The 21,361-nt window shown below is 72.0% G+C and carries 20 protein-coding genes and 2 pseudogenes; 8 read left to right on the top strand and 14 right to left on the bottom strand.

Translation table 11 applies throughout. From position 1 onward, the window contains the following. Nucleotides 1-69 precede the first annotated feature (69 nt). Nucleotides 70-978, top strand: coding sequence for a LysR family transcriptional regulator (locus QRX50_RS33640; protein ID WP_285967133.1), 909 nt, complete (start codon nucleotides 70-72; stop codon nucleotides 976-978). 66 nt (nucleotides 979-1,044) lie between these two features. On the opposite strand, the gene QRX50_RS33645 is transcribed toward QRX50_RS33640, so the two are convergent. The 3 genes from QRX50_RS33645 to QRX50_RS33655 form a co-directional block, all read right to left on the bottom strand. Further along, nucleotides 1,045-1,902: an SAM-dependent methyltransferase gene (locus QRX50_RS33645; protein ID WP_285967134.1), complete on the bottom strand. Its 858-nt coding sequence runs from the start codon at nucleotides 1,900-1,902 to the stop codon at nucleotides 1,045-1,047. A gap of 137 nt (nucleotides 1,903-2,039) precedes the next feature. Further along, entirely contained in the window at nucleotides 2,040-2,741 is a 702-nt protein-coding gene (locus tag QRX50_RS33650) for a hypothetical protein (protein ID WP_285967135.1), read from the bottom strand. A gap of 117 nt (nucleotides 2,742-2,858) precedes the next feature. Next, entirely contained in the window at nucleotides 2,859-2,987 is a 129-nt protein-coding gene (locus QRX50_RS33655; protein WP_285967136.1) for a hypothetical protein, read from the bottom strand. A 156-nt stretch (nucleotides 2,988-3,143) separates the two neighbouring features. On the opposite strand from QRX50_RS33655, the gene QRX50_RS33660 reads away from it, so the two are divergent. Then, the gene (locus QRX50_RS33660) at nucleotides 3,144-4,466 is read left to right on the top strand and encodes a hypothetical protein (protein WP_285967137.1); all 1,323 of its coding nucleotides are present in this window, start codon (nucleotides 3,144-3,146) and stop codon (nucleotides 4,464-4,466) included. Here QRX50_RS33660 and QRX50_RS33665 read toward each other — a convergent pair whose 3' ends face one another. Beyond that, complete coding sequence (locus QRX50_RS33665) at nucleotides 4,467-4,931, bottom strand: GNAT family N-acetyltransferase (protein ID WP_285967138.1); 465 nt, start codon at nucleotides 4,929-4,931, stop codon at nucleotides 4,467-4,469. It lies immediately after the preceding gene. 447 nt (nucleotides 4,932-5,378) lie between these two features. Here QRX50_RS33665 and pip point away from each other — a divergent pair, with 447 nt between their 5' ends. Then, nucleotides 5,379-6,335 (top strand): prolyl aminopeptidase, encoded by a 957-nt coding sequence (pip, locus tag QRX50_RS33670; RefSeq protein WP_285967139.1) that lies wholly within the window; start codon nucleotides 5,379-5,381, stop codon nucleotides 6,333-6,335. A gap of 1 nt (nucleotide 6,336) precedes the next feature. Here pip and QRX50_RS33675 read toward each other — a convergent pair whose 3' ends face one another. The 4 genes from QRX50_RS33675 to QRX50_RS33685 form a co-directional block, all read right to left on the bottom strand. Next, nucleotides 6,337-7,512, bottom strand: a complete 1,176-nt coding sequence (locus QRX50_RS33675; RefSeq protein ID WP_285967140.1) for a cytochrome P450 — start codon at nucleotides 7,510-7,512, stop codon at nucleotides 6,337-6,339. Between the two features lie 102 nt (nucleotides 7,513-7,614). Continuing rightward, nucleotides 7,615-8,040 carry an arginase family protein gene (locus QRX50_RS49865; protein WP_353074018.1) on the bottom strand — a complete coding sequence of 142 codons (426 nt, stop codon included), beginning with the start codon at nucleotides 8,038-8,040 and terminating at the stop codon, nucleotides 7,615-7,617. Then, nucleotides 8,007-8,642 carry an arginase family protein gene (locus QRX50_RS49870; protein ID WP_353074019.1) on the bottom strand — a complete coding sequence of 212 codons (636 nt, stop codon included), beginning with the start codon at nucleotides 8,640-8,642 and terminating at the stop codon, nucleotides 8,007-8,009. The genes QRX50_RS49865 and QRX50_RS49870 overlap by 34 nt, the downstream gene beginning before the upstream one ends. A 96-nt stretch (nucleotides 8,643-8,738) precedes the next feature. Beyond that, nucleotides 8,739-9,569 carry an SDR family NAD(P)-dependent oxidoreductase gene (locus QRX50_RS33685; RefSeq protein WP_285967141.1) on the bottom strand — a complete coding sequence of 277 codons (831 nt, stop codon included), beginning with the start codon at nucleotides 9,567-9,569 and terminating at the stop codon, nucleotides 8,739-8,741. A gap of 101 nt (nucleotides 9,570-9,670) precedes the next feature. Between QRX50_RS33685 and QRX50_RS33690 the strand changes: the two genes are divergently transcribed. Continuing rightward, the gene (locus QRX50_RS33690) at nucleotides 9,671-10,339 is read left to right on the top strand and encodes a TetR family transcriptional regulator (RefSeq protein WP_285967142.1); all 669 of its coding nucleotides are present in this window, start codon (nucleotides 9,671-9,673) and stop codon (nucleotides 10,337-10,339) included. On the opposite strand, the gene QRX50_RS33695 is transcribed toward QRX50_RS33690, so the two are convergent. Then, entirely contained in the window at nucleotides 10,322-10,861 is a 540-nt protein-coding gene (locus tag QRX50_RS33695) for a dihydrofolate reductase family protein (protein ID WP_285967143.1), read from the bottom strand. The two genes, QRX50_RS33690 and QRX50_RS33695, sit on opposite strands and share 18 nt — an antisense overlap. A gap of 76 nt (nucleotides 10,862-10,937) precedes the next feature. Here QRX50_RS33695 and QRX50_RS49875 point away from each other — a divergent pair. Continuing rightward, a pseudogene (locus tag QRX50_RS49875) lies at nucleotides 10,938-11,738 on the top strand (mandelate racemase/muconate lactonizing enzyme family protein); the annotation flags it as partial. Nucleotides 11,739-11,859: 121 nt separating this feature from the next. After that, nucleotides 11,860-12,063 carry an enolase C-terminal domain-like protein gene (locus QRX50_RS49880; protein ID WP_353074178.1) on the top strand — a complete coding sequence of 68 codons (204 nt, stop codon included), beginning with the start codon at nucleotides 11,860-11,862 and terminating at the stop codon, nucleotides 12,061-12,063. Nucleotides 12,064-12,322: 259 nt separating this feature from the next. Here QRX50_RS49880 and QRX50_RS49885 read toward each other — a convergent pair. From QRX50_RS49885 to QRX50_RS33715, 4 genes and pseudogenes are all read right to left on the bottom strand, one after another. Beyond that, a pseudogene (locus tag QRX50_RS49885) lies at nucleotides 12,323-13,195 on the bottom strand (MFS transporter); the annotation flags it as partial. A gap of 259 nt (nucleotides 13,196-13,454) precedes the next feature. After that, nucleotides 13,455-14,183, bottom strand: coding sequence for a GntR family transcriptional regulator (locus QRX50_RS33705; RefSeq protein ID WP_285967145.1), 729 nt, complete (start codon nucleotides 14,181-14,183; stop codon nucleotides 13,455-13,457). 27 nt (nucleotides 14,184-14,210) lie between these two features. Next, nucleotides 14,211-14,405 (bottom strand): hypothetical protein, encoded by a 195-nt coding sequence (locus tag QRX50_RS33710; protein ID WP_285967146.1) that lies wholly within the window; start codon nucleotides 14,403-14,405, stop codon nucleotides 14,211-14,213. A gap of 113 nt (nucleotides 14,406-14,518) precedes the next feature. Then, nucleotides 14,519-16,717 (bottom strand): FUSC family protein, encoded by a 2,199-nt coding sequence (locus QRX50_RS33715; RefSeq protein ID WP_285967147.1) that lies wholly within the window; start codon nucleotides 16,715-16,717, stop codon nucleotides 14,519-14,521. A 176-nt stretch (nucleotides 16,718-16,893) separates the two neighbouring features. On the opposite strand from QRX50_RS33715, the gene QRX50_RS33720 reads away from it, so the two are divergent. Further along, nucleotides 16,894-17,394, top strand: coding sequence for a MarR family winged helix-turn-helix transcriptional regulator (locus QRX50_RS33720; RefSeq protein WP_285967148.1), 501 nt, complete (start codon nucleotides 16,894-16,896; stop codon nucleotides 17,392-17,394). Here the strand turns inward: QRX50_RS33720 and QRX50_RS33725 are convergent. Further along, nucleotides 17,370-19,001 carry an acyl-CoA synthetase gene (locus QRX50_RS33725; protein ID WP_285967149.1) on the bottom strand — a complete coding sequence of 544 codons (1,632 nt, stop codon included), beginning with the start codon at nucleotides 18,999-19,001 and terminating at the stop codon, nucleotides 17,370-17,372. The two genes, QRX50_RS33720 and QRX50_RS33725, sit on opposite strands and share 25 nt — an antisense overlap. A gap of 124 nt (nucleotides 19,002-19,125) precedes the next feature. Here QRX50_RS33725 and QRX50_RS33730 point away from each other — a divergent pair, with 124 nt between their 5' ends. Next, entirely contained in the window at nucleotides 19,126-21,360 is a 2,235-nt protein-coding gene (locus QRX50_RS33730; protein WP_285967150.1) for a serine/threonine-protein kinase, read from the top strand. Nucleotide 21,361: the final 1 nt, after the last annotated feature.

The following is a 21,361-nucleotide window of genomic DNA, read 5'->3' on the forward strand; positions in this document are numbered from 1 at the left end:
TGTGCTGCCTGCGCATATGCGTCCAATGCCTCTTTTTCCTCGGTTCCATGCTGTGGCAGTATGGATGGCATGGACCTGCACGTGCTCCGGCTCTTCCAGGAGGTGGCCCGCGGGGCGACGGTGACCGACACGGCGGCCCGCGCGCGGCTCACCCAGCCCGCGCTTTCCCGTGCACTGCACCGGATCGAGCGCGAAACCGGCGCCGCCCTGTTCCAACGTTCGGGCCGCGCGCTGCGGCTCACGCCCGCGGGCCACGCCTTCGCGACCCACGTCGAAGCGATCCTCGAGCGCTACGACGAAGGCCTGCGCGCCGTCGCCGAAGCCGTCGATCCCGAATCAGGGGTGATTCCGCTGGCGTTCCTGCACACGTTCGGCACCTGGCTCGTGCCGCCCGTCGTGAGCGGCTACCGTGCTGAGCATCCGCGGGCGCGGTTCGAGCTGCGCCAGCACGGCGAGGAAGGCCTGGTGCGCGAACTGCTCGACGGCACGGCCGATCTCGTGCTCACCAGCGGCGACCCGGGTGACCCGCTGATCCACTGGGTCCGGCTGCTCGAGGAACCGCTGCTGCTGGCCGTGCCGCCGAAACACCGCCTCGCGCGCCGCAAGCAGGCCCGGCTGGCCGACGTCGCCGAGGAGTCGTTCATCCTGCTGCGCCGGGGATACGCGCTGCGCGAGACCACCGAGCAGCTGTGCGCGCAGGCCGGCTTCATGCCGCGCGTCGGGTTCGAGGGCGAGGAGGTGGAGACCCTGCGCGGGCTCGTCACGGCGGGGCTCGGCGTGTCCCTGCTGCCGCTCCCCCACACCGCGACGTTCCCGCCCGCGGTCACCGCGCCGACTACCCCGCACCTGCGCGTCACGGACGTGCCGGCGGCTCGCGACATCGGCCTGGCCCAGCTCGGCGGGCGCGTGCTGCCGTCGGCGAGCGAGACGTTCCGGAAACACGTGCTCGCCACGGCACCACGCACGCTGCCGACGTGAACCCGCTGCCGGGCAAGAAAAATCCCCGGCACCACGCGGGTACCGGGGATCTCCGGGAAGGTCAGCTCACGGCTTGCGGCCGACGACCCCCGCGACGCACTTCGCGGAGTCGCTGAGCGGGGTGAGCCGCGGGCCGTCCGGCCACCACTCGTCGCAGACGGACATGCCGGGGCCACTGGTCGCGTTGGGCGGCAGCAGTTCCAGGCCCGGCAGCATGCCTTCGATCTCCGTGCGCTTGCGGAAGCGGCCGGCGCCCAGCGGGCCGGACACGAGGATCTCCTCGATCCGCTTCGCGACGGCGGTCAGCTCCGGCACCTCGGGGTCGTAGAAGTGCGCCAGCGCCACGAAAGAACCCGGGGCGAGGGCGTCGATGTACTGGCGCATCACGTCGACGGCGCCGTCGCCCTCGAAATGGTGGATGGTGCCGATGTGCAGCAGGCCCAGCGGCTGCGAGAAGTCGATGTACTCGCGCACGGTCTCGTTCTCCAGCACCAGTTTCGGCTGGAAGATGTCGGCGTCGACCATGTGCGTGTACTCGTTCTCGGCCAGCAGTGCGCGGCCGTGGGCGAGGACCACCGGGTCGTTGTCGATGTAGACCACGTGCGCGTCGCGGTGGGCGCGCTGCACGATCTGGTGCGTGTTCTCCGCCGTCGGGAGGCCGGAACCGCAGTCGAGGAACTGGCGGATCCCCGTCTGGTTGGCCAGCATCCGCAGCGCGCGGTTGTGGAATCCGCGGTTGCCGCGCGCGATGTGGACGGCCTCCGGCACCGCGGCGTTGATCTTCTCCATGACCGCGCGGTCGACCTCGTAGTAGTGGTTCCCGCCGAGGAAGCCGTCGTAGATCCGCGCGATGCTCGGCCGGTTCGGGTCGACCCCCACGGGAACCTGGCTGGGCGACAGCGTGGACGGCGGAGCGCTGGGCATGGATACCTCGCAAGGCGGCTCGGGGGCGGCTTTGACCCACTCAGAGTAGTACCTTGACCCCCTGCGGTTACGCGAGGTCGCCCGTTCAGCTGCACGTCGGGCGCGGAAATCGGTGCTACCTGCGCCTTCCGCGCCCGTCAGCCGCCGTGGCGGCCCGACGGCTGCTGGTGGCGGCTGCTCCACTCCTGGAGGAACGAGGTCACGGCCGAGCTCCAGATGTCCTCGGACGTCGTGCCCGCCGACGTCCGGTGCGGCGCGCTCGAGTGCTCGCCCGCCGGCCGCTGCGGCGGCTTCTGGCCCTCGGTGGTGTGGTCCACCTGGTCGGTGGCCGTCGGCGGCGTCGGGCTGGCGGTCATGGTGGTGACCGCGGGCGGCGCGGACGAGGGCTTCGACGGCGCGACCGGCACTTCCGCGGGCCGGCCGGCCGAGCCGCTCTCCGGCGCGGGCCACAGGGCCCAGGTCCCGAGCCCGGCCAGCGCGACGACCACCGCGCCGGCGATCACCACGTACCTCGTGTTGCGCCGGTTCGCCCCGGGCGGCGAGGTCTGCGTCCGCTCGGTTTCGTGCTCGGGTCCCGCGGCGGCGAACATCGCGTCGAGCCCCAGCGGCAGCTCGCCGGCGATCGACTGCGGTTTCGTGGCCGGTCCCTCGCCCAAGGTGCGCGGCGCGGTGGCGGGCTCCGGGTACAGCCCGCTCGGATCGGACTCGGGTTTCGTCCGCGTGACGAGCGGTGGCCGCTCGCCGTCGATGCGCGGCATCGGCGCCGTCTCCGACAGGCTCACCAGCTTCGCGACCGAGTCGAGCTCGTCGCGACCTTCGCCGGGACTCGTGCCTGCCATCCAGACCTCCACACCGCCGGAGCCGCGGGCCCGCGGCCCGACCGGCGGCAAGATCCTATGAACCTCCGCCCGATCGGGTAAATCCGCCCCCACAAGATCACCCAGGGTGACAGATTTTCACGGGTGACACACGGCCCCGCGCACCGGCACGGGGCGGCTGAAGTACACCTCGACACCGTCGGTGCCCTGGATCTGGAAGCAGTACTTGCGCACCGGGTCCACCGGCACCAGCCAGCTGCGCGGCAAGCTGGCGCTCCGCCGCTGATCCACGCCGTGCCCGGGGTCGGTTACGTGCTGGCCCCCGCCTGACCCGGCACCGTCCACAGTGGAGTCCCCTGGTCACCGGGACCCCTCCCGGCGGGGCAGGCCTAGTCTGCGCCCACCGGGGAAAGGAAGTCGGAGATGCGGGTTCGGTCGGCTGTCGTGCTGGGGGCGTTCGCGCTGGTCGCGGCGGGCTGCACCACGGGTGGGCACGCGCTGCCGGCGCCGCTGCCCCCGGTGCCCGCCGCCGCGCGGGCGCTCGTGGCGTGGTCGCAGGCGGTGTGCACGAGCGTGCAGGCACTGCAGGGCCTGCAGACCGGGATCGACGAGGTGAACCACACCGCGGCCGACCCGTCGCAGGCCGGCTTCCTCGCCCCGGAGATCAGCTCCTACGTCAGCGGCATCACGGGGCGGATCGGCCAGGCCGGGCAGGGGCTGAAGTCCGTGCCCCCGTCGGGGATCAAGGCCGCGGACGCCTTCGTGACGCAGCTGGGCAAGTCGCTCGACGAGGTGACCGAGAAGGCGCCCTCGGACACCACCGCGCAGCCGACGCTCGCTCAGGCCCGCGAGCTCGCCACCACCGTCGCGGCCCTGAAGCCGGCGGCCGCCGACCTGAGCAAGGTGGTGCGCGGCGACGCGAAGCTCAACGCGTCGTCCAACGTCGCACCCGCCTGCGCGCCCGTGCGACAGTTCGGCCCTGTGGACGCGGCCGCGCCGACCCGCCCGCTCGTGGAGTGGGCGGACACGATGTGCGGCGCCGTCACCGCCGCCATGGCCCTGAAGGCGCAGAAGATCGAAGATCTGATCATCACCGACCCGCGCTACGCCCGGTTGAGCGGCTTCGACCTGGGCAGTTTCATCTCCTCGGCCGGGCCGGGCGTCGCCCGGCTGGTCGAGACGCTGGGCACCGTCACGCCGTCGGGCATCCCCGCGGCCGACAAGTACCACGACGGCCTGCTCGCCTCGCTCCGCGCGGTGGCGCCGAAACTGCCGTCGAGCGATTCGCAGACAGCCGACCTGGCCTTCCAGCCCGTCGAGCAGCTGAAACCCCAGGCGGAGCAGATCATCGGGGTACTGGCGACGATCGCCCTGCCCTCGCCCGACCTGCCGGCGATCGAGGCCGCGAACCCGGTGCTGGCCCACTCCCACGACGTCGCCCCGCAGTGTCGGCCGCTCGGGTCACCACCCCCGACGCTGCCGCCCGCCGCCAACGGCACCGATCTGGGCGCGTGCGCCGGCGGCAAGTGCCAGGTCCTCGTGACCGGCCAGGCCGACATTACCGCGAGCGGCCTGACGTTCACCGCGTCCGTCACCTTGAGCGGCGTTCGCATCCTGCAGGACTCGGGCGAGCTGAGCTTCGGCACCGGCGGCAGCGGCTCCTTCGGCACCCCTGGCCACATGGTCACCGTCCGCCTCGCCGGTGTCCTCGACGGGAAGGCCGTGCTGGACATCTCGACGGGGTGATCAGCGCCGGAGGGTGACCGCGAACTCGCGGAATCCGTGCCGCCCGTAGAACGCCCGGGCGTGGGCGTTGGCGGCATAGGCGGTGACCTCGAATCCGTCCGCACCCTTGCTTTTCGCCCATTCGTCGAATCGCTCGACGAGCGCGGTGCCGACGCCGGCGCGGCGTTCCCCGGCGGCGACTCGCATGCTTTCGAGAACCGCGGTGATGACGCCCGGGCGCAGCGAGTCGTGCCGCCGCAGTCGCCCGACGAGGTGCCCGGCGACGCCGCGTTCTCCCTGTGCGACAAGGCAAAGCGCGTCCCCGTCGGCCAGCAGGGCAGTGTAGTAGGCGGGACCGTCACGGGGTGGCCAGGCGAGGTCCATGCGGTGGTCGTGACGGCCACCGTCCTCGCGGAACAACGCTGCCACCGAGGAGACGAGCGCGGGAACCAGTTCCGCCGACACCGCGGTGATGTTGTGGTCCATTCAGGAAACGGTAACCACGACGATTAATCCTGTAAATATCGAATGTGCGCTGCTCAACCGGCCAGCCCGCCCGATTCGCGGCACTGCGCGCGGACACTGGTGGCACGACACCGGGGAGGTCCACAATGGACGACATGTCACCGCGCGGCGTGACGGGCCGCGGCCGCCTGAGCCGACACGAGCCGGTAGCCGGCGAAGGACGTCCGGCCGAGGTCGTCTTTGCCCAGCTGCCCTTCGAGCGCCGCGTCCAGCTCCGGGTCGACCCCTCCGGCAGCGCGGCCGGCCGCGCCCGCGTGCGCTCGGCTTCGGTCATACCGGGCAGTCTGCGCGGAACAGTGCCCGCGCGACCCCGGACGGCGGCTAGCGGCCACGCGGGAAAACGAGGTGTCGCCGCCGGAGCCGATCGGTAGTCTTCCCGGGCCGCCGACACCCCTGCAGGATTCCGCCATGGCCCCGTTCCCGCCGCTCGAACCGTACGCGCACGGCCTGCTCGACGTCGGCGACGGCAACCGGATCTACTGGGAAACCAGCGGCAACCCCGACGGAAAACCGGTGCTGTGCGTGCACGGTGGGCCCGGCGCGGGCGGCGCCCGCAACAGCCGCAAGGGCTTCGACCCGGAGAAGTTCCGGATCATCCTGTTCGACCAGCGCGGCTGCGGCGAGAGCGTGCCCAACATCGCGGACCCGGCGGTGAGCCTGGAGCACAACACCACCCACCACCTGATCGCCGACATGGAACGCCTGCGCGAGCACTTGGGCGTCGAGAAGTGGATGCTGTACGGCGGTTCCTGGGGCCCGACGCTCATGCTGGCCTACGCCCAGCGCCACCCCGAGCGCGTGTCGGAGCTCGTCATGATCGCCGCCTTCACCTCCACCCCCGACGAGGTCGACTGGCTCTACCGCGGCCTCAGCCGGCTCCTGCCCCGCGAGTGGGAGACCTTCCGCGCCGGCGTGCCCGAGGCCGAGCGGGACGGTGACCTGCTCGCCGCGTACTCCCGCCTGCTCGCCTCGCCCGACCGTGCGGTGCGGCTCAAGGCCGCGCGCGACTGGTGCGACTGGGAAGACGCCGTGATCGCGCACGAGGACAAGGGCAGGCCCGGCACGTACGGCGACCGCCCCGAGGAAGAGCTCATCACGCTCGCCCGCATGTGCGCGCACTACTTCGGCCACCACGCCTGGCTGGCAGCCGGGGAGCTCCTGGACAACGTCCACCGCCTCCACGGCATCCCCGCCGTGTTCATCCAGGGCCGGCTCGACCTCAGTGTGCCGCTGCGGGCGGCGTGGCAGCTCGTGCAGGCCTGGCCGTCGGCCGAGCTCGTGGTGATCGACGACTCCGGCCACACCGGTAGCCCGGCCATGGGCGAGGCGGTCATGCAGGCCGCCGCCCGCTTCGAACCGGCGTGAGTCAGGCGCGGTCGAACGTCACGTCCAGCCGGTACGGGCTGCCCAGGCTCAGCCCCACCTGCCGCCGGATCTGCGCACCCGGCGCGAGCCGGAACCGCGTGGTCCGGGCCAGCAGCTCCTCGATCGCCACCGCCAGCTGAATCCGCGCGAAGTGCAGGCCCAGGCAGCGGTGAATGCCGAAGCCGAACGACACGTGCGGCACTCCGCCCCGGTCGAACACCAGCTCGTCGGGCCGCTCGAACTGCGCCGGGTCCCGGTTGGCCGCGGCGAAGAACACGGCGACGCGCTCCCCCGCCTGCACCGGTGTGCCCGCGATCTCGGTGTCCTGCGTGGCCGTGCGCGCCATGAACGCGACGGTGGAATCGAGCCGCAGGAACTCCTCCAGCTCCCGATGCCAGCCGCCGGGTTTGCGCAGGATCGGCTCGACGTCATCGCGGGTCGCGAGGTGGTAGGCGATGTTCGCGATCACGCCGCGCGTGGTGTCGAGGCCGCCGAGGAACAGCGTGGTCACCATGCCGAGCCGTTCCTCGAGGGTGAGCGGCCGGCCGTCGATCGTCGCGGTGACGAGGGCGCGCAGCACGCTGTCCTCGCCGTCGTCCGGCTTCGCCTCCGCTTCGGCCAGCGCCTCCATCGCCAGGCCCGCGAGCGTCTGGAACGCTTCGGGACTGCTGGTGACCGCGGCATCCTTGGCCGCCGCCACCCCGCGGTCCACGAGGTCGCGGTTGTCCGTCGCGAAGACGATCCGCGCGAGCGAACCGGCGCTGAACGGGATCGCGAAGTCACTCACGATGTCGCACGCACCGCGGTCCACAAAGGACTCGACCGCCGTGCGCGCCAGCTCACGCAGCTGCGGCTCGTATCGCGCGAGGGCGGGCCGCGTGAAGAACGGGTTGAGGATCCGCCGGTACTCGCGGTGGTCCGGCGGGTCCGTGTCGATCGGGATCACACGCACCGGCACGCCGCGGATCGCGGGCTGCGCCGAGCTGAACAGCTCCGGCGCGGCGCAGACCGCGCGCACGTCTTCGTAGCGGGTGAGCAGGTGGTAGCCGCCGTCGGCGTCGGTGTGCGGGACGGGACAAGCACTGCTGGCGGCCGCGGCAGCCGCCAGCAGGTTCTCGCGCTGGTCTTCGGCGTACAGGTCGACGTTCGCCAGGATCTCCTCGACCGACTTGGCCACGTGTCCTCCCCACTCCGAGGACCCACCACCGTAGGGGTGCGCGGGGGCACGCGACATCGGCCGCACGGGCGGAAACATCGCGCGTTCGGGTCACCGGGCCCGTCACGGACGACGGTCGGGCCGATCGGAAAGCAGCGGCCGCGTAGGGTCCCACACCGTGCCGTCGGCTTGGTCGCGACGCCGGCGCGCGATGCCCGACAACGCTTCCAGCACCACGCGGTTCGCGAGGAACGACGTGATCTCCGCGTGGTCGTACGGGGGCGACACCTCGACCTCGTCGACGCCCACCACCGGCAGCTCGTATGCGATGCGCCGCACGGAATCCAGCAGCTGCCGGGCGGTGAGCCCGCCGGGCTCGGGCGTACCCGTGCCCGGCGCGTGGCCGGGGTCGCACGCGTCGATGTCCACCGAGAGGAACACGCCGTCGCACTCGTCGGTGGCGATCCCGAACGCCTCGGTGAGGCATTCTTCGAGCCCTCGCGCGACGATCTCGGTCATCTCGTAGGAGCGCATGCCCTGCGCGGCCATCCAGTCGAGCGTCTCCGGGCCGGCCAGTAGCCGCGCAGGCCGAGCTGCAGGAACCGGTCACCGCGCACGGCAGCCGACTCGATCAGCCGGCGCATCGGCTGGCCGTGGCCCACGAGCGAACCGAACGCGATGTCGCCGGTGTCGGCGTGCGCGTCGAAGTGCAGCATCGACACGCGCCCCTGGCCGAGGTGCTGCGCCACCCCGGCCGCGTCCGGCCACGCGATCGTGTGGTCCCCGCCGAGTACGAGCGGGATCGCGCCCGCGGCGGCGACCGCGTGCACGGCCTCCTGCAGCGAGCGCACCGAGCGTTCGGCGTCGCCCGAGTACATCTCGACGTCGCCGGCGTCGAAAACCTTCAGGTCTCGCAACGCGTCCACGCGCAGGGCGAGCGACGGACGTGAACCGTCGGCGGGCAGGTAACAGCTCTGCCGGATGTACTGCGGGCCGAACCGGGTGCCCGCGCGGTGCGAGGTGCCGCCGTCGAACGGCGCGCCGAGGATCACGACGTCAGCGCCGGGGTAGGTGGCGGGATCGCCCCAGTCGCAGCGCGCCACGACGAGGAAGGGGAGGTCCGGGCCGAACTGGGTGCCGTAACGAGCCATGACGTGCTCCTTGCGGGCCAACCTACCGGCGTGACGCCCTGGATCTGCCGGTTTCGCCTGCCGGTCAAACCCCGGGCCGACGGGGCCTGGCTTGGCTCAGCTCGCGAAGTCGACGGACCGGCCGAGCTCGGCCCAGCGCTCGTCCTCCGCCATCAGCTTCGCCATCCCGGTCCGCATCAGGCCGACGGCGTCGCTGCCGAGCACCAGGTGCAGCGGCGGCTCAGCCATCTCCACGACCTGGAGGAACACGCGCGCGACCGCGGCGGGGTCGATCGGCTCGATGCCCCGCTTGCTGCGCAGGTGCTCGATCAGCGGGCCCATCGTGGGTTCGTACTCCGGCTTGTAGGACCGGATCTCCATCGACGGTCCGGACCAGTCCGTGCGCATCAGGCCCGGCTCGGCCATGGTGACCTTGATCCCGAGGCCCGACACCTCGTCGTTCAGCACCCCGGAGAAGCCCTCTGTCGCGAACTTCGCGCTCTGGTAGGCCGAGATGCCGGGCGCGGTGCCGCGGCCGCCGACCGACGTGACCTGGACGAAGTGGCCCGAGCGCTGGGCCAGGAACACCGGCAGCGCCGCCTTGGTCACGTGCACGGTGCCGAAGAACACTGTCTCCACCTGCGCGCGGAAGTCGGCCAGATCGACCTCCTCGACCGAGGTCATGTTCGCGTAGCCCGCGTTGTTCACCACCACGTCGAGCCGCCCGAACCGCTCCACGGCCGCGGCGACGGTGGCTTCGGCCTGTGCCGGTTCCGTCACGTCAAGCGGGAAGCGCACCAGGCGGTCGCCGTAGCGCTCGTCCAGGTCCTTCAGAGAGTCGACGTTGCGAGCCGACGCCACCACGTCGTTACCGGCAGCGAGGACCTCCTCCACCACTGCCCGGCCCAGACCGCGCGAGCCGCCCGTGACCAGCCACACCTTGCCCATCGTTCGTTCCCTCTCGCCTCCGCGGGACCGATCCCCGCTCCACCAAGTTAGCGCAACTCCGTTCTCTTAACAACACAACGGCGTTGCGGTAATCTGCAGACGTGGTCACCTCCGACTTCCAGCGGGCGCGGCGCCCCGAGCACAAGGAGCAGCGCCGCGACGCGATCCTCGCCGCGGCGCGCGCGCTCGCGACCCGCGACGGGGTGCGGTCGGTGACACTCGGGGACATCGCCGGTGAAGTCGGTGTGCACAAGTCCGCGCTGCTGCGGTACTTCGAGACGCGCGAGGAGATCTACCTGCACCTCACGGCCGAGTGCTGGCATGACTGGGCCGCCGGGCTGCACGCGGCACTGGACGGGACCACCGACGCGACACCGGCGGAGGTCGCCGACGTCATCGCGCGCACGCTCGACGAACGGCCGTTGTTCTGCGACCTGCTCGCCCACGCGCCGCTGACCCTCGAACGGCACGTGTCACTGGACTCGGTGCGAGCGTTCAAGCTCTCCACGTTGGAAGCCGTCAAGGACATCGCCGCCCTCTTCACGCGAACGCTGCCCGGGCTGGGTGCGGCGGGCGGGCGTCACGTCGTCGGTGCCGTGACGGCGCTGGCCGCCTCGTTCTGGCAGATCTCGCACCCGCCCGAGACGCTCGCGCAGCTCTACCGCGAAGACCCGCGGCTGGGCCACGGCGTCGTCGAGTTCACGCCGCGGCTGCGCCGGCTCACGGAGGCCGTCCTCACCGGCCTGATCTCCTCAGCGGACAACGCGTAACCACAGGTTCGTCGCGAGCGGCGCTTCGGTCTGCGACTTCCGCTCGAGCCGAACCGGATCGCCGCCGGGCCGCTCGAACAGCCGGACCCCGTCGCCGAGCAGCACAGGCAGGATCGAAACGAGGATCTCGTCCAGCAGCCCGGCATCGAGGCACGCGCGAGCAACGGTCGCGCCGAGGACGTTCACGTATTTCTCCCCCGCGGCCGCCTTCGCCAGCTCGACACCGTGGCGCAGGTCGTCGACGAACGTCACGTCGGGCGCCGGCTCGGCGGGCCGGTGCGTGAGCACGAACTGCGGTCCTTCCCAGGCCCCACCGAAGGCTTTGCCCTCGGCTTCCGTACCGCGGTAGGGGTCGTCGCCGCCGTACGTGCGACGTCCGACGAGCAGCGAGCCGATGTCGGCCACGAGCCGGTCGATCTCCGGGTTCGGACCGAAGAACTCCGTGACCCACTGCATGTCGCCGCCGGGTCCCGCGATGAACCCGTCGAGCGACATCGCCGCCGAGTAGAGCAGCTTGCCCATGACGCACCTCCGTGGTCGTTTCCCGTACCGACCGGTGCGGGCCCGGAAACTCATCGGTGCACTTTCCTAAAGGATCATGCACTGTTCCTGCCGAGTCAGCGAGGAGGACCGCGTGACGGTGGCCGTGAAGGCCGAGGCGTTTCTCGTCGACCTCGAGGTGGAGCAGCAGCGCACCGACGCCGTACAGGCGTTCCTCAAGCAGGAGACGGTGTTCGTCGAGCTGGCCACCGACGACGGCGGCACCGCGCTCGGCTACTCCTACACGATCGGTACCGGCGGCACGGCCGTGCTCGCGCTGCTGCGCGACCACCTGCTGCCCCGCTTGATCAGCCAGGACGCGCGCCGGATCGAGGCGGTCTGGACCGACCTGTTCGCCTCGACCCGGGCGACCACCGTCGGCGCGATCACGTCGCTGGCGCTCGCGGCCGTGGACACGGCGTTGTGGGACCTCAAGTGCCGGCGAGCGGGTGAGCCGTTGTGGCGGGTCGCCGGCGGGTTCGCCTCGCGTGTGCCGCTCTACGACACCGAAGGCGGCTGGCTTCACCTGAGCACCGACGAACTCGTCGCGGGCGCCCGGAAATCCGCGGCCGCGGGCTGGGGCGGGGTGAAGGTGAAGGTCGGCAAGCCCACCGCCCACGAGGACCTGGAACGGCTCGGCGCCGTGCGCGAGGCCGTCGGACCGCGGTTCGACCTGATGGTGGACGCCAACCAGTCCCTCACCGCCGCCGAGGCGATCCGGCGGGCGAGGGCGTTCGAGGCAGTGGACCTGTTCTGGTTCGAGGAGCCCCTGCCCGCCGACGACGTCGCCGGCCACGCCCGGCTGTCCACCGCCTCGCCGATCCCGATCGCCGTCGGGGAGTCCCTGTACTCCGTGGCGCAGTTCCGCGACTACCTGCACCGCAGCGCCGCGTCGATCGTGCAGGTCGACGTCGCGCGCGTCGGGCGGGATCACGCCGTGGCTGAAGGTCGCGCACCTGGCGGAGGCGTTCAACGTGCAGGTGTGCCCGCACTTCCTGATGGAGCTGCACGTCAGCTTGACCGCCGCGATTCCCAACGGCCGCTACGTCGAGCACATCCCGCAGCTGCGCGCCATCACGACGGCCGAGATGACGATCGCCGACGGGCACGCCGTCGCCCCGGAGACGCCGGGCCTGGGCATCCCGTGGAACCGCGACGCGATGGACGAGCGCCGGGTGGCCTAGTCAACACGAGGAGACCGGCCGCGGAGACCAGTGCCAGCGCCAGCGCGGCAGAGGTGCCCCAGGCGTCGGCGGCTCGTCCGGCCAGCGCCGCGGCGAGGGCGGAACCGGCTGCGCTGGCCGAGTTGTTCCAGGTGAACGCCTGGGTGAGCGCGGTGCCGTGGACGGCCTTCTCGGTCTCGACGTTCAGCAGGACGAGCGTGGGCGGGATCGCCGCCTCGGTGAGTGCGAGGGCGGCCGCGAGCCAGAATGCGTTGGGGGCGAGGGGAAGCAGCAGGGACGCACCGGTGAGGAAGGCGGCTGCTCTCGGGAGCTGCTGCCGGGCGGGGGTGCGATGGCCGCGCAGTCCGTAAACCCAGCCGGACAGCAGCCCACTGACACTGGCCGCGGCGACGATCGGTGCGGCCGGGGCGCCGTGGCCCAAGGCGAAGGAGCTCACCGAGACCTGCGTGGTGCCGAAGTACATGCCGACGGCCAGGTTCATCAGCGCGATCCGTACGAAAGCCCGGCGGAACAGGCTCTGTCCGGTGTGGACTGCCGGCGTGGGCTCGGGTGCAGTCCGGCGCTGGGCGGCCAGCACCGCTCCCCCGCCGAGAATCAACCCGGCGGCTACCGCAGTGGCCATTTCCGGGTGTCCGGCCGCGCCGAGCGAGGTGACCAGGACCGGCCCGAGGAGGAACGCCGTGGCGTTGGCCAGCGACTCCAGCGAGAACGCGGTGGGCAACTCGTCGATCCGCTCTCGCAACAGGTACGCCCACCGCGCCCCGGAGAGCGCACCGAGCTGCGGCACGACCGCGCCGGCACAACTCGCGGCGACGACCTCCGCTGTGGTGCCGGAGGCCCCCAGCACCACGGCAATCGCGCCGCCGTGCCCGACAAGGCACAGCGGCAACACCCGGGCCTGCCCGAACTTGTCGACGAGCCGAGCGACCTGCGGCCCCACCAGCGCCTCGGCGAGCGCGAACCCACCGCTCGCGAGACCGGCGGCGCCGTAAGACCCGGTGCGCGCCTGCACCAGCCACACCAGGCCGAGCCCCGTCATGGCAATTCCCACGCGCCCCACCGCGGCGGCCACGAAGAACACAGCCGCACCACGCGTACCCCACAGCGACCGATAACCACCGGCGCGAGACATGACCAGTCCTTCTCGCCACCCGACGGGGCAAGCCACGCACGCCGGGGGAAGGTAAGGCCCGAACCAATGCGGGCCCGGACGACTGCCGCGAACCTAGCAGCACTCGGCGGGTCGCCGGCTACCGAAAATCCGGTGCGGTCAGCCGGCTGCTCCTGCCACACCGGACACGAAGCGCGCCGGCATTCTCGCACTCGCCGCCGCGCGACCCGCGATGGTGGGCGTCGCACCCAGCAAGCGCGTGCCCACTGACTTCCCCCGGTCAGTCCTCTTCGGACTGCTCAGCCCCGGTGTCGTAAGCGCTGTGCAGCCGCGCGCGCGAGCGGTCGAGGTGCGTTCGCATCGCGGACGCCGCGGCCGGGCCGTCGTGCGAGGCGATGGCTTCGACGATCGCCGCGTGTTCGCGGGTCGTTTCGGCGGCGATGCCGACGCGGAAGTACAGGCGGTAGCCGTGGGTGTGGGGGTGGAGGCGGGCGAGGGTGTCGGCGATCAGGGGGTTGCCCGAGGCCTCCGCGATGACGCGGTGGAGGCGGGCGTCGAGGACGGCGAAGTCGCGATAGGCGTGGTAGTCGTCGCCCGCGGGCTGGGCGGTCATGGCGGCGCAGGCGGAGCGCAGGGCGGCGACCGCGGCCTTCGAGGCGGCACCGGCGGCGAGGCGGGCGGCCTCGGGTTCCAGGAGGACGCGGACGTCGAACAGGTGGGACAGCTCGGTCTCGTCGAGGACGGGGGCCACGACGTAGCCGGCGTTGGGCCGGGTCGCGACGAGGCCGTCGGACTCGAGCTTGGTGAGGGCCTCGCGCACGGGGGTCGGCGAGACGTCGAGGCGGCGGGCGATGCCGTCGATCGACAGGCGGCTGCCGGGCGCGACATCGAGGTCCATGAGCATCGACTTGAGCGCCTCGTACACGCTGTCGCGCAGGATGGTGCGCGGCGGCAGGGTCAGCCGCGGGTGTTCGGGCAGGTCCACCGCGGGGTTCTTCCGTCGCGCCACCCGGAAAGCGTAGTACCCCGCCCGACCTCAGTGGCGCGCCAGCCGCTGGTTCACGGCCTGGTGGCAGCCGAGGCACGCGGGCACCGCCCGCACGTCGGTGCCGGACACCAGCGCGACCGTCGCACCCGGCACGGCGAGCTCGTCGCACACCGCGTGGTGGTGTCCCAGTACCGAACACACGCACCGGCACAGCTGAACGGTCTGGCTCGGTTTCGCGGCCATGAGAGCCCTCCTCCCGGAAATCCCCAGGAGAAGAGTGATAGCCCCTCCGCCGCCCGAAAAGCGCCGACCGGTCCCGGAGGAAGGTCGCGGAGGGCACGGTTCGTGCGCGGACGTCAGTTTTCCCGGGTCGGCACCGAGGTCGGCACGGACGTCGGCACAGGGGCCGGCAGCGGCGGCAGGCCCGCCCGGATCTGCCGGTAGAGCCGCGGCCCCGGCGACACGAGCCCCGGTGCGGGACGCAGGTCGGCCGGCCCGGTGGCCGTCAGGTCGCGCAGCACCAGGTACAGGTGGCTCAACGCCCGCAACACCGGATCCTTCGCCCGACCCCCCGGCGCGGCCGGCGTGTACGCGAACAACGCCACGTCGGCGCTCGCCAGTGGACCGCGCACCGCCGTGGTGGGCTCGCCCACCGGCGTCGCGGCCAGTTCCGCCACCGCCGTCGCCAGCGCGGTGCACGCCGCGACCGGGCCTTCCGGGTGCGCGCTGCACGCGCCTTCCGGCCAGCGGACCGCGACGGCGAGCGCGCGGCCGTGTGTGGCCAGCGCCGCGTAGAGCGAAAGCCGGTGCCGCAGCTTCGGCGAATCCGTGCCACCCAGGATGGGCCGGGTCAGCGGCCGCGCGACGAGCGCGAGCTGGTAACGGCGGTGGTCCAGGGCGCGGGCGAGGGCGTCGAAGTCGGGCTGCAGGTCCACGGCCTTGCCGTGCTCCAGGCGCTCGGCCGCGGCCTCGAGGATGTCGCCGAGGGCCGTCAGCAGGTTGTTCCGCGCGTTGCGCACGGTGTCCCGGGTGGACAGCGGGATCACCAGCACCGCGACGACCAGCCCCGCCACGGCGCCGGCCGCGGTCTCCTCGAGTCTGAGCAGGAGCAGTCCCGCGGAGAACTCGTTGAGCACGCTGTAGAGCTGCCCGACCATGATCGTGACGAAGAAGATCATGTACGCGTACGAGATCTGGATCAGGTAGAAGCCGAAGAACATCGCGCCACAGATCGTGACCAGCACGGCGGCGGTGTTGCCCGCGGTCAGCTCGGCGAACCCGACCGACGCGAGCAGCCCCACCAGCGTCCCGAGCACGCGGTTGAAGCCCTTGATGAACGTCTCTGAGCGCGTGGCCGTGCCGGTGAACATGAAGAACGCCGCCAGCACGGCCCAGTAGTAGCGCGCCGAGGACAGCTCCTTGCCGATGAGGATGGCGAGCCCGCCCGCGATCGCGCTCTGCACCGCCTGGCGCGTGATGAAGTCCAGCCGTGCCAACGGGTTCCACTTCGACTGCCGCGGTAGCACGTCGCCCGCCGCGGCGGGCGAGCCGGGCAGGTTGCCGAACGCGAGCCCGACGGCCGGTTCGAAGTCGTCCACCGGTTCGGCCGCGATCTCCTCGGGTTTCGGCGCGGCGTCGAACACCGCCACGACTTCCAGGGCCGCCGCCGCGAAGTGCCGCGCGGGCCACCAGCCGCCCGCCGCACCGCCGGTGCCCTCGGCGTGCCCCGCCAGCCGGTAGGCGACCTCGCTCGCGCCGCGGTCGTCGCGGCGGGCCAGGCGATCGGCCACTTCGGCGGCGAGCACGGTGAGGCCCGAACCGCTGCGCAGCAACGAGTCCGCGGCCGTGGCGAGCTCGTCGAGCAGGTGGTGCGCGTCGACCATCTGCCGGCGCAGTAACGCCGCCGAACGTCCGCGCGGCACCGCGCCCGGCTGGGCCGACCAGCCTTCGACCATCAGCGCCGTGTCACCCAGGCGTGCCTGGCGCCGCTGCAGCCGGCGCCGCAACCGCGCCTCATGCTTGGGGTCGCGGTTGGCCAGCAGGTCGGCGCACGCGCGCGCCACGGCCCGGCCGCGCGCGTCGAACGCCCGCAGCACCCGGCGAAGGGTCCTCGTGGTGTTGGTCTTCAGCACGGTGACGAAAAGCAGCAGCAGCCACGCGCTCGCGACGACCACGGCGAGCAGCAGGCTCGGCAGCGTCGCGAACGTCGCGTGGAGGAACGCGGCGAAGAAGTAGCCCATCCAGCCCATGAAGCCGTAGAAGAAGAACGGCCCGCCGAACTTGCGGACGTACACCGACATGAACATCACCAGCACGAACACGGCCAGCATCAGGTTGGCGTTGTCGCCGACGAGCACGCCGAGTGTCATGCCGGTGCCGAGCGCGACCGGGAAGAACGCGGCCGTGCGGGTCTTGACCCACCGGCTGCCGTCGCCGAGCGCCATCGCGCCCATCATCCCGACGACCGCGCCGAGCAGCATCGAGGTGAGCGTGCCCATGGCGTCGGCGCCGGTGAGCTTGGCGACGAGGTACTCCACCGCCAGAGCGCTGGCCATGCCGATGGTCGCGGAACCGGCCGATCTCAACCGGTTGAGACCCGGATCGGAAGCGACGACCCTGTCGCGGAACTCCCTGGCCGTGGGCAGCACAAAACCCGCCTTCCCGTGCGTTCGGAGTGATCACCGGTATGATACCGATAAATACCGGTGTCATACAGGGGTTTGGAGTCCGAGTGATCGAAACGACTTTCGCAGCCTCGAAGCTGGCGGATCGGCTCGCCGAGACCGGCGACACACTCGACGTGCTCGAACTGGCCACCGCGGTGCTCGTGCGCAACTTCGAGCTGCTGCGGCGGCGCACCGACGCCTACGCCGAACTGGACCAAGCGGAGTACCTGCTGCTGCGCACTTTGGACGAACTGGGTGCGGCGGACGTCGGAACGCTCGCCGGGGCACTCGGTCTAGACCCGTCCACCGTCGGCCGGCAGGGCTCGGTGCTGCTCGGCAAAGGATTCGTCGAGCGCAGCCCCTCGGCCGCCGACCGCCGGCGCAGCATCCTCACGCCGACGGAGGAGGGCCGTCACCGCATGCGCGTGACGCAGTCGCGCCGCCGCAACGCGTCCGCGGAGCTGCTCGGCGACTGGAGCGAAGAGGACCTGCGCTCCTTCGGCTCGCTGCTGAGCCGCTACAACAAGGCCGTCGCCCAGCGCTACCTCACAGCACCCGACGACTGAGCGCCCTGCTCCCCCGCGGCCAGGTCCGTGTGGGTGTCGCGCAACGCGCGCTTCACGATCTTCCCGCTCGGGTTCTTCGGCAACGCGTCGGTGAAGACCACGTATTTCGGGCACTTGTAGCCGGCCAGGTGCTCACGCGCGTGGGCGAGCACTGCCTCGGCGGTCAGCTCCACGCCCTCGCGCGGGACGACGGCCGCCGTCACCGCTTCGATCCACCGCGGGTGCGCGACGCCGAACACGGCGACCTCGGCCACACCGTCCAGGCGGTAGAGGGCTTCCTCCACCTCGCGGCTGGCCACGTTCTCACCGCCGGTCTTGATCATGTCCTTCTTGCGGTCCACCACGGACAGGTAACCCTCGTCGTCGAGCACGCCGAGGTCGCCGGAGTGGAACCAGCCGCCCGCGAACGCGGCGGCCGTCTTCTCCTCGTCCTCGTAGTAGCCGAGCGTCGCGTGCGGGCTGCGGTGCACGATCTCGCCGATCTCCCCCGGCGGCAGCTCGCGCCCGTCCTCGTCGACGATGCGCGTCTCGACGTTGAGGGAAGCGCGGCCCGCCGAGCCGGCCTCCGGCAGCTGCTCATGCGGGCGCAGGATCGTGGCCAGCGGCGCCATCTCGGTCTGTCCGTAGAAGTTCCAGAACTCGACGTCCGGCAGCCGCCGGGCCAGCTCGCGCAGCACCTCGACCGGCATCGCCGACGCACCGTAGTACCCCTTGCGCAGGCTGGAGAGGTCGGTGGTGTCGAACGCCGGGTGGCGCAGCAGCGAGATCCACACCGTCGGCGGCGCGAACAGCTTCGTGGCACGCTCGCGCTCGACGGCCGCCAGTAGCGCTGCCGGGTCCGGGCCGGGCAGGATCACGCTGGTGGCGCCGAGGTAGACGTCCACGGAGAAGAAACAGTCCAGCTGCGCGCAGTGGTACAGGGGCAGCGAGTGGACCTCGACGTCGTCGGCGCTCATGCCGCCGTCGATCACGCAGGACACGTACTGCGCGATCAGCGAACGGCTCGAGAGCAGCACACCCTTCGGCCGCGACTCGGTGCCGGAGGTGTACATCAGCCGCAGCGGGTCGTCGTCGGCGACGGCCACACCGGGGTCGGTCTCGTCGCCCGGGCCGTCGATCCAGGCGTTGACGTCCTCCCAGTCCTCCCAGCCTTCGGCGCTGCCGCCGAGGCGGCCGCGCACCACGTCCCCGAGCCCGGCGCGCTCCAGCGCCGCGGCCCCGGTGGCGAGCAGCGCGTCTTCCGTGACCAGCCCGGACACCCCGGCGTGGCCGAGGATGTAGGCGATCTCGTCGGCGCCGAGCATGAAGTTGACGGGCACGAGCACCACGCCGAGCCGGGCCGTCGCGAATGCCAGCACCACGTACTGCAGGCAGTTGTGGCTCAGCAGCGCGAGCCGGTCGCCCTTGCCGAGGCCGCGCTCGGCGAGGCGGTGGGCGCAGCGGTTCACGGCCGCGTCGAACTCCGCGAAGCTCAGCCGCCGCTCGCCGTCGACCACGGCGAGCTTGTCCGGGTACCGCGCGGCCGTGCGCCGGAGGAGGTCTCCGACGGAGTGCTGACGCGCGTGCTGGATCGCTTCGCCGGTTTCGGCGCTGAACGGGCTCGGCATGGTCCGGAGTTTCATCCACCGCCGCGCGGGGCGCAACCCTGGCGCGCGGCCGCAAGCGGCCAGGCCGAGCGGTACCCGCGCGCCACCGGTTAAGCTCCGTCGGCGCACCTCGGGGGACGAAGAAGTGGACGAGACGGAAGCACCGACGCTCGACCGGCCGGACATCACCGGCCGGCTGCCCCGCTACCGGCTGCTGCGCCAGCTCGCCAAGACGAACATGAGCGAGGTCTTCGAGGCCTACGACCTCGTCGCGCAGCGGCCCGTGGCGCTCAAGGTCGTCGGGCCGGAGTTCGTGGCCGAGCCGGGGTTCCGCAAGCGCTTCGAGCGCGAGACGAGCATCGCGCTGGCCCTGGACCACCCGCACATCGTCGCGTCCTACAACGCCGGGTTCTCCGCCGACGGGCACTTCGGGTACCTCGCGATGCAGTTCGTGCTCGGCACGAACCTCGCGCGGCTCATCCACCGACGTGGGGCGCTGTCGTTCGAGCAGACCGTGGCGATCGGCCGCGGCGTCGGTGCGGCGCTGGACGCCGCGCACGCCAGCAACCTGGTGCACCGCGACGTGAAGCCGGGCAACATCCTGCTCGAAGACGCGACCGGTGGCGTGTACCTGTGCGACTTCGGCATCGCACGCAACCTCGACCTCACGCGGCTCACGGCCACCGGCGCGTTCCTGGGCACGATGAACTACGCGGCCCCGGAACAACGCGAGGGCCGGCCGGTCGGCGCGGCCGCCGACGTGTACGCGCTGGCGTGCGTGCTCTACGAATGCCTTTCCGGCAGTCCGCCGCACCACCACGCCGACTTCGCGCACCCTGGCGTCGCCGCGTTGCGCCGGGCCCTCGACCGGGATCCGGCCCAGCGGCACCGGAGCTGCGCGGAGCTCGTCGACGACCTCGTGGCCACGACCCGGGCCGCCGAACGGGCCGGGCGCCGCAAGCGCCGCTGGCAGGTGGCGGGCATCCCGGCCGCCGCGCTCGTGGTAGTGGCGTTGCTCGTGCTGTGGTTCACCACCGGCGGTTCGCCGGGCACCGCGGACTCGACACTGGCTCGCGTGCCCACCGCCCTGCGCGACGGGTGCGCCGCGGCGAGCCAGCCCGTGGCCGGCGCGACCGCCACGGTGACGTGCCGCGGCGCGTCCGGGCAGGCGGCGACCACGGCGCTCTACGCGACTTCGCAGCAGGTCACGGCCGCGTACGCCGAGGCCGTCACGCGCGCGGGAGTCGACGCGGACCAGGGCGACTGCGCGACCGCGGCCGGCGGCGAACACCGTTACCCCGCGACCGGGCCCGCGCGCGGGCGAGTGCTGTGCCAGGACCGCGACGGCACCGCCACCGTGGTCTGGACCGACGACCAGGCCCGCACCCTCACCCGCGCCGAAGCGCCCGACGGCGCCGCGCTGCGCAAGGCGTGGGCCGGCTGGACGGACTGGGCGCCCGCCGCGTTTCCCACCCTGGACGAAAAGGCTCTGCTCGACGTCGCCGCCGGCTCCGCGTGCCGGCGCGCGGCACCCGCGGACCTCGACGCGTATCCCGGTGCCGTCGCGGGGATCACGTGCACGCCGCAGGGCACGGGCGCGCGCCAGGTGTCGTACTTCCGGTTCGCCGGCTTGCCGGCGCTGCGCTCGGCGTTCACCGGTCTCGTCGGCGCGGCGAAGGCACCCAGCGGGAGCGGGTGCCCGGGCGGCGTTTTCCTCGGCACGACGCGGTTCGACTGGCTCAGCGTGGACCTCGGGCAGGTGCTGTGCCACCCCGGTCCCGAGGGCACGGTCGCGATGGACTGGAGCCTCGAGGCGTTCTCGATGATCGGCCACGTCACCGGTTCCTCGACTGAGGCCGCCGGCGGGTGGTGGTCGCAATGGCACCTCGCGCCCTTGAGCCGGATCGTGAGCGAGGTGAACACCCACGCCACGCCGGCGTTCCCCACCGACGCCGAGCGCGCGCTGCTGCAGCACGTGCCACCGCAGTCGCGGCTGAACTGCGTGCGCCCGTCCGCGGACCAGAAGTGGCAGGACCTCGGTGCGGTGAACGCGGTCGCCGCCGTCGCGTGTGGACGGACGAGCGGCGCCGGGCTGGTGGTCTACTACCAGCTGCCCGACGCCGCGACGATGCGGCAGGTGTTCAACAGCACCGGCGACAGCGACGCCGCGTGCACGAGCCTGCCGAAGGACTTCTCGGGCGACCGGCCGTATTCACGCGGCGGCCGCACGGGCCGGCTCTCCTGCGCGACCGAGGATCCCGGCGGCGAGCGTGTACTCAAGTGGACGGACGACGCGACGGGCATCGAGACGATCGCCCACCGCGGCAACGATCCGTTCGCGCTGATCGACTGGTGGACCCACGACGCCGGACCGGTGTGAG

The sequence above is a fragment of the Amycolatopsis sp. 2-15 genome, from assembly GCF_030285625.1.
Lineage (GTDB): Bacteria > Actinomycetota > Actinomycetes > Mycobacteriales > Pseudonocardiaceae > Amycolatopsis > Amycolatopsis carbonis.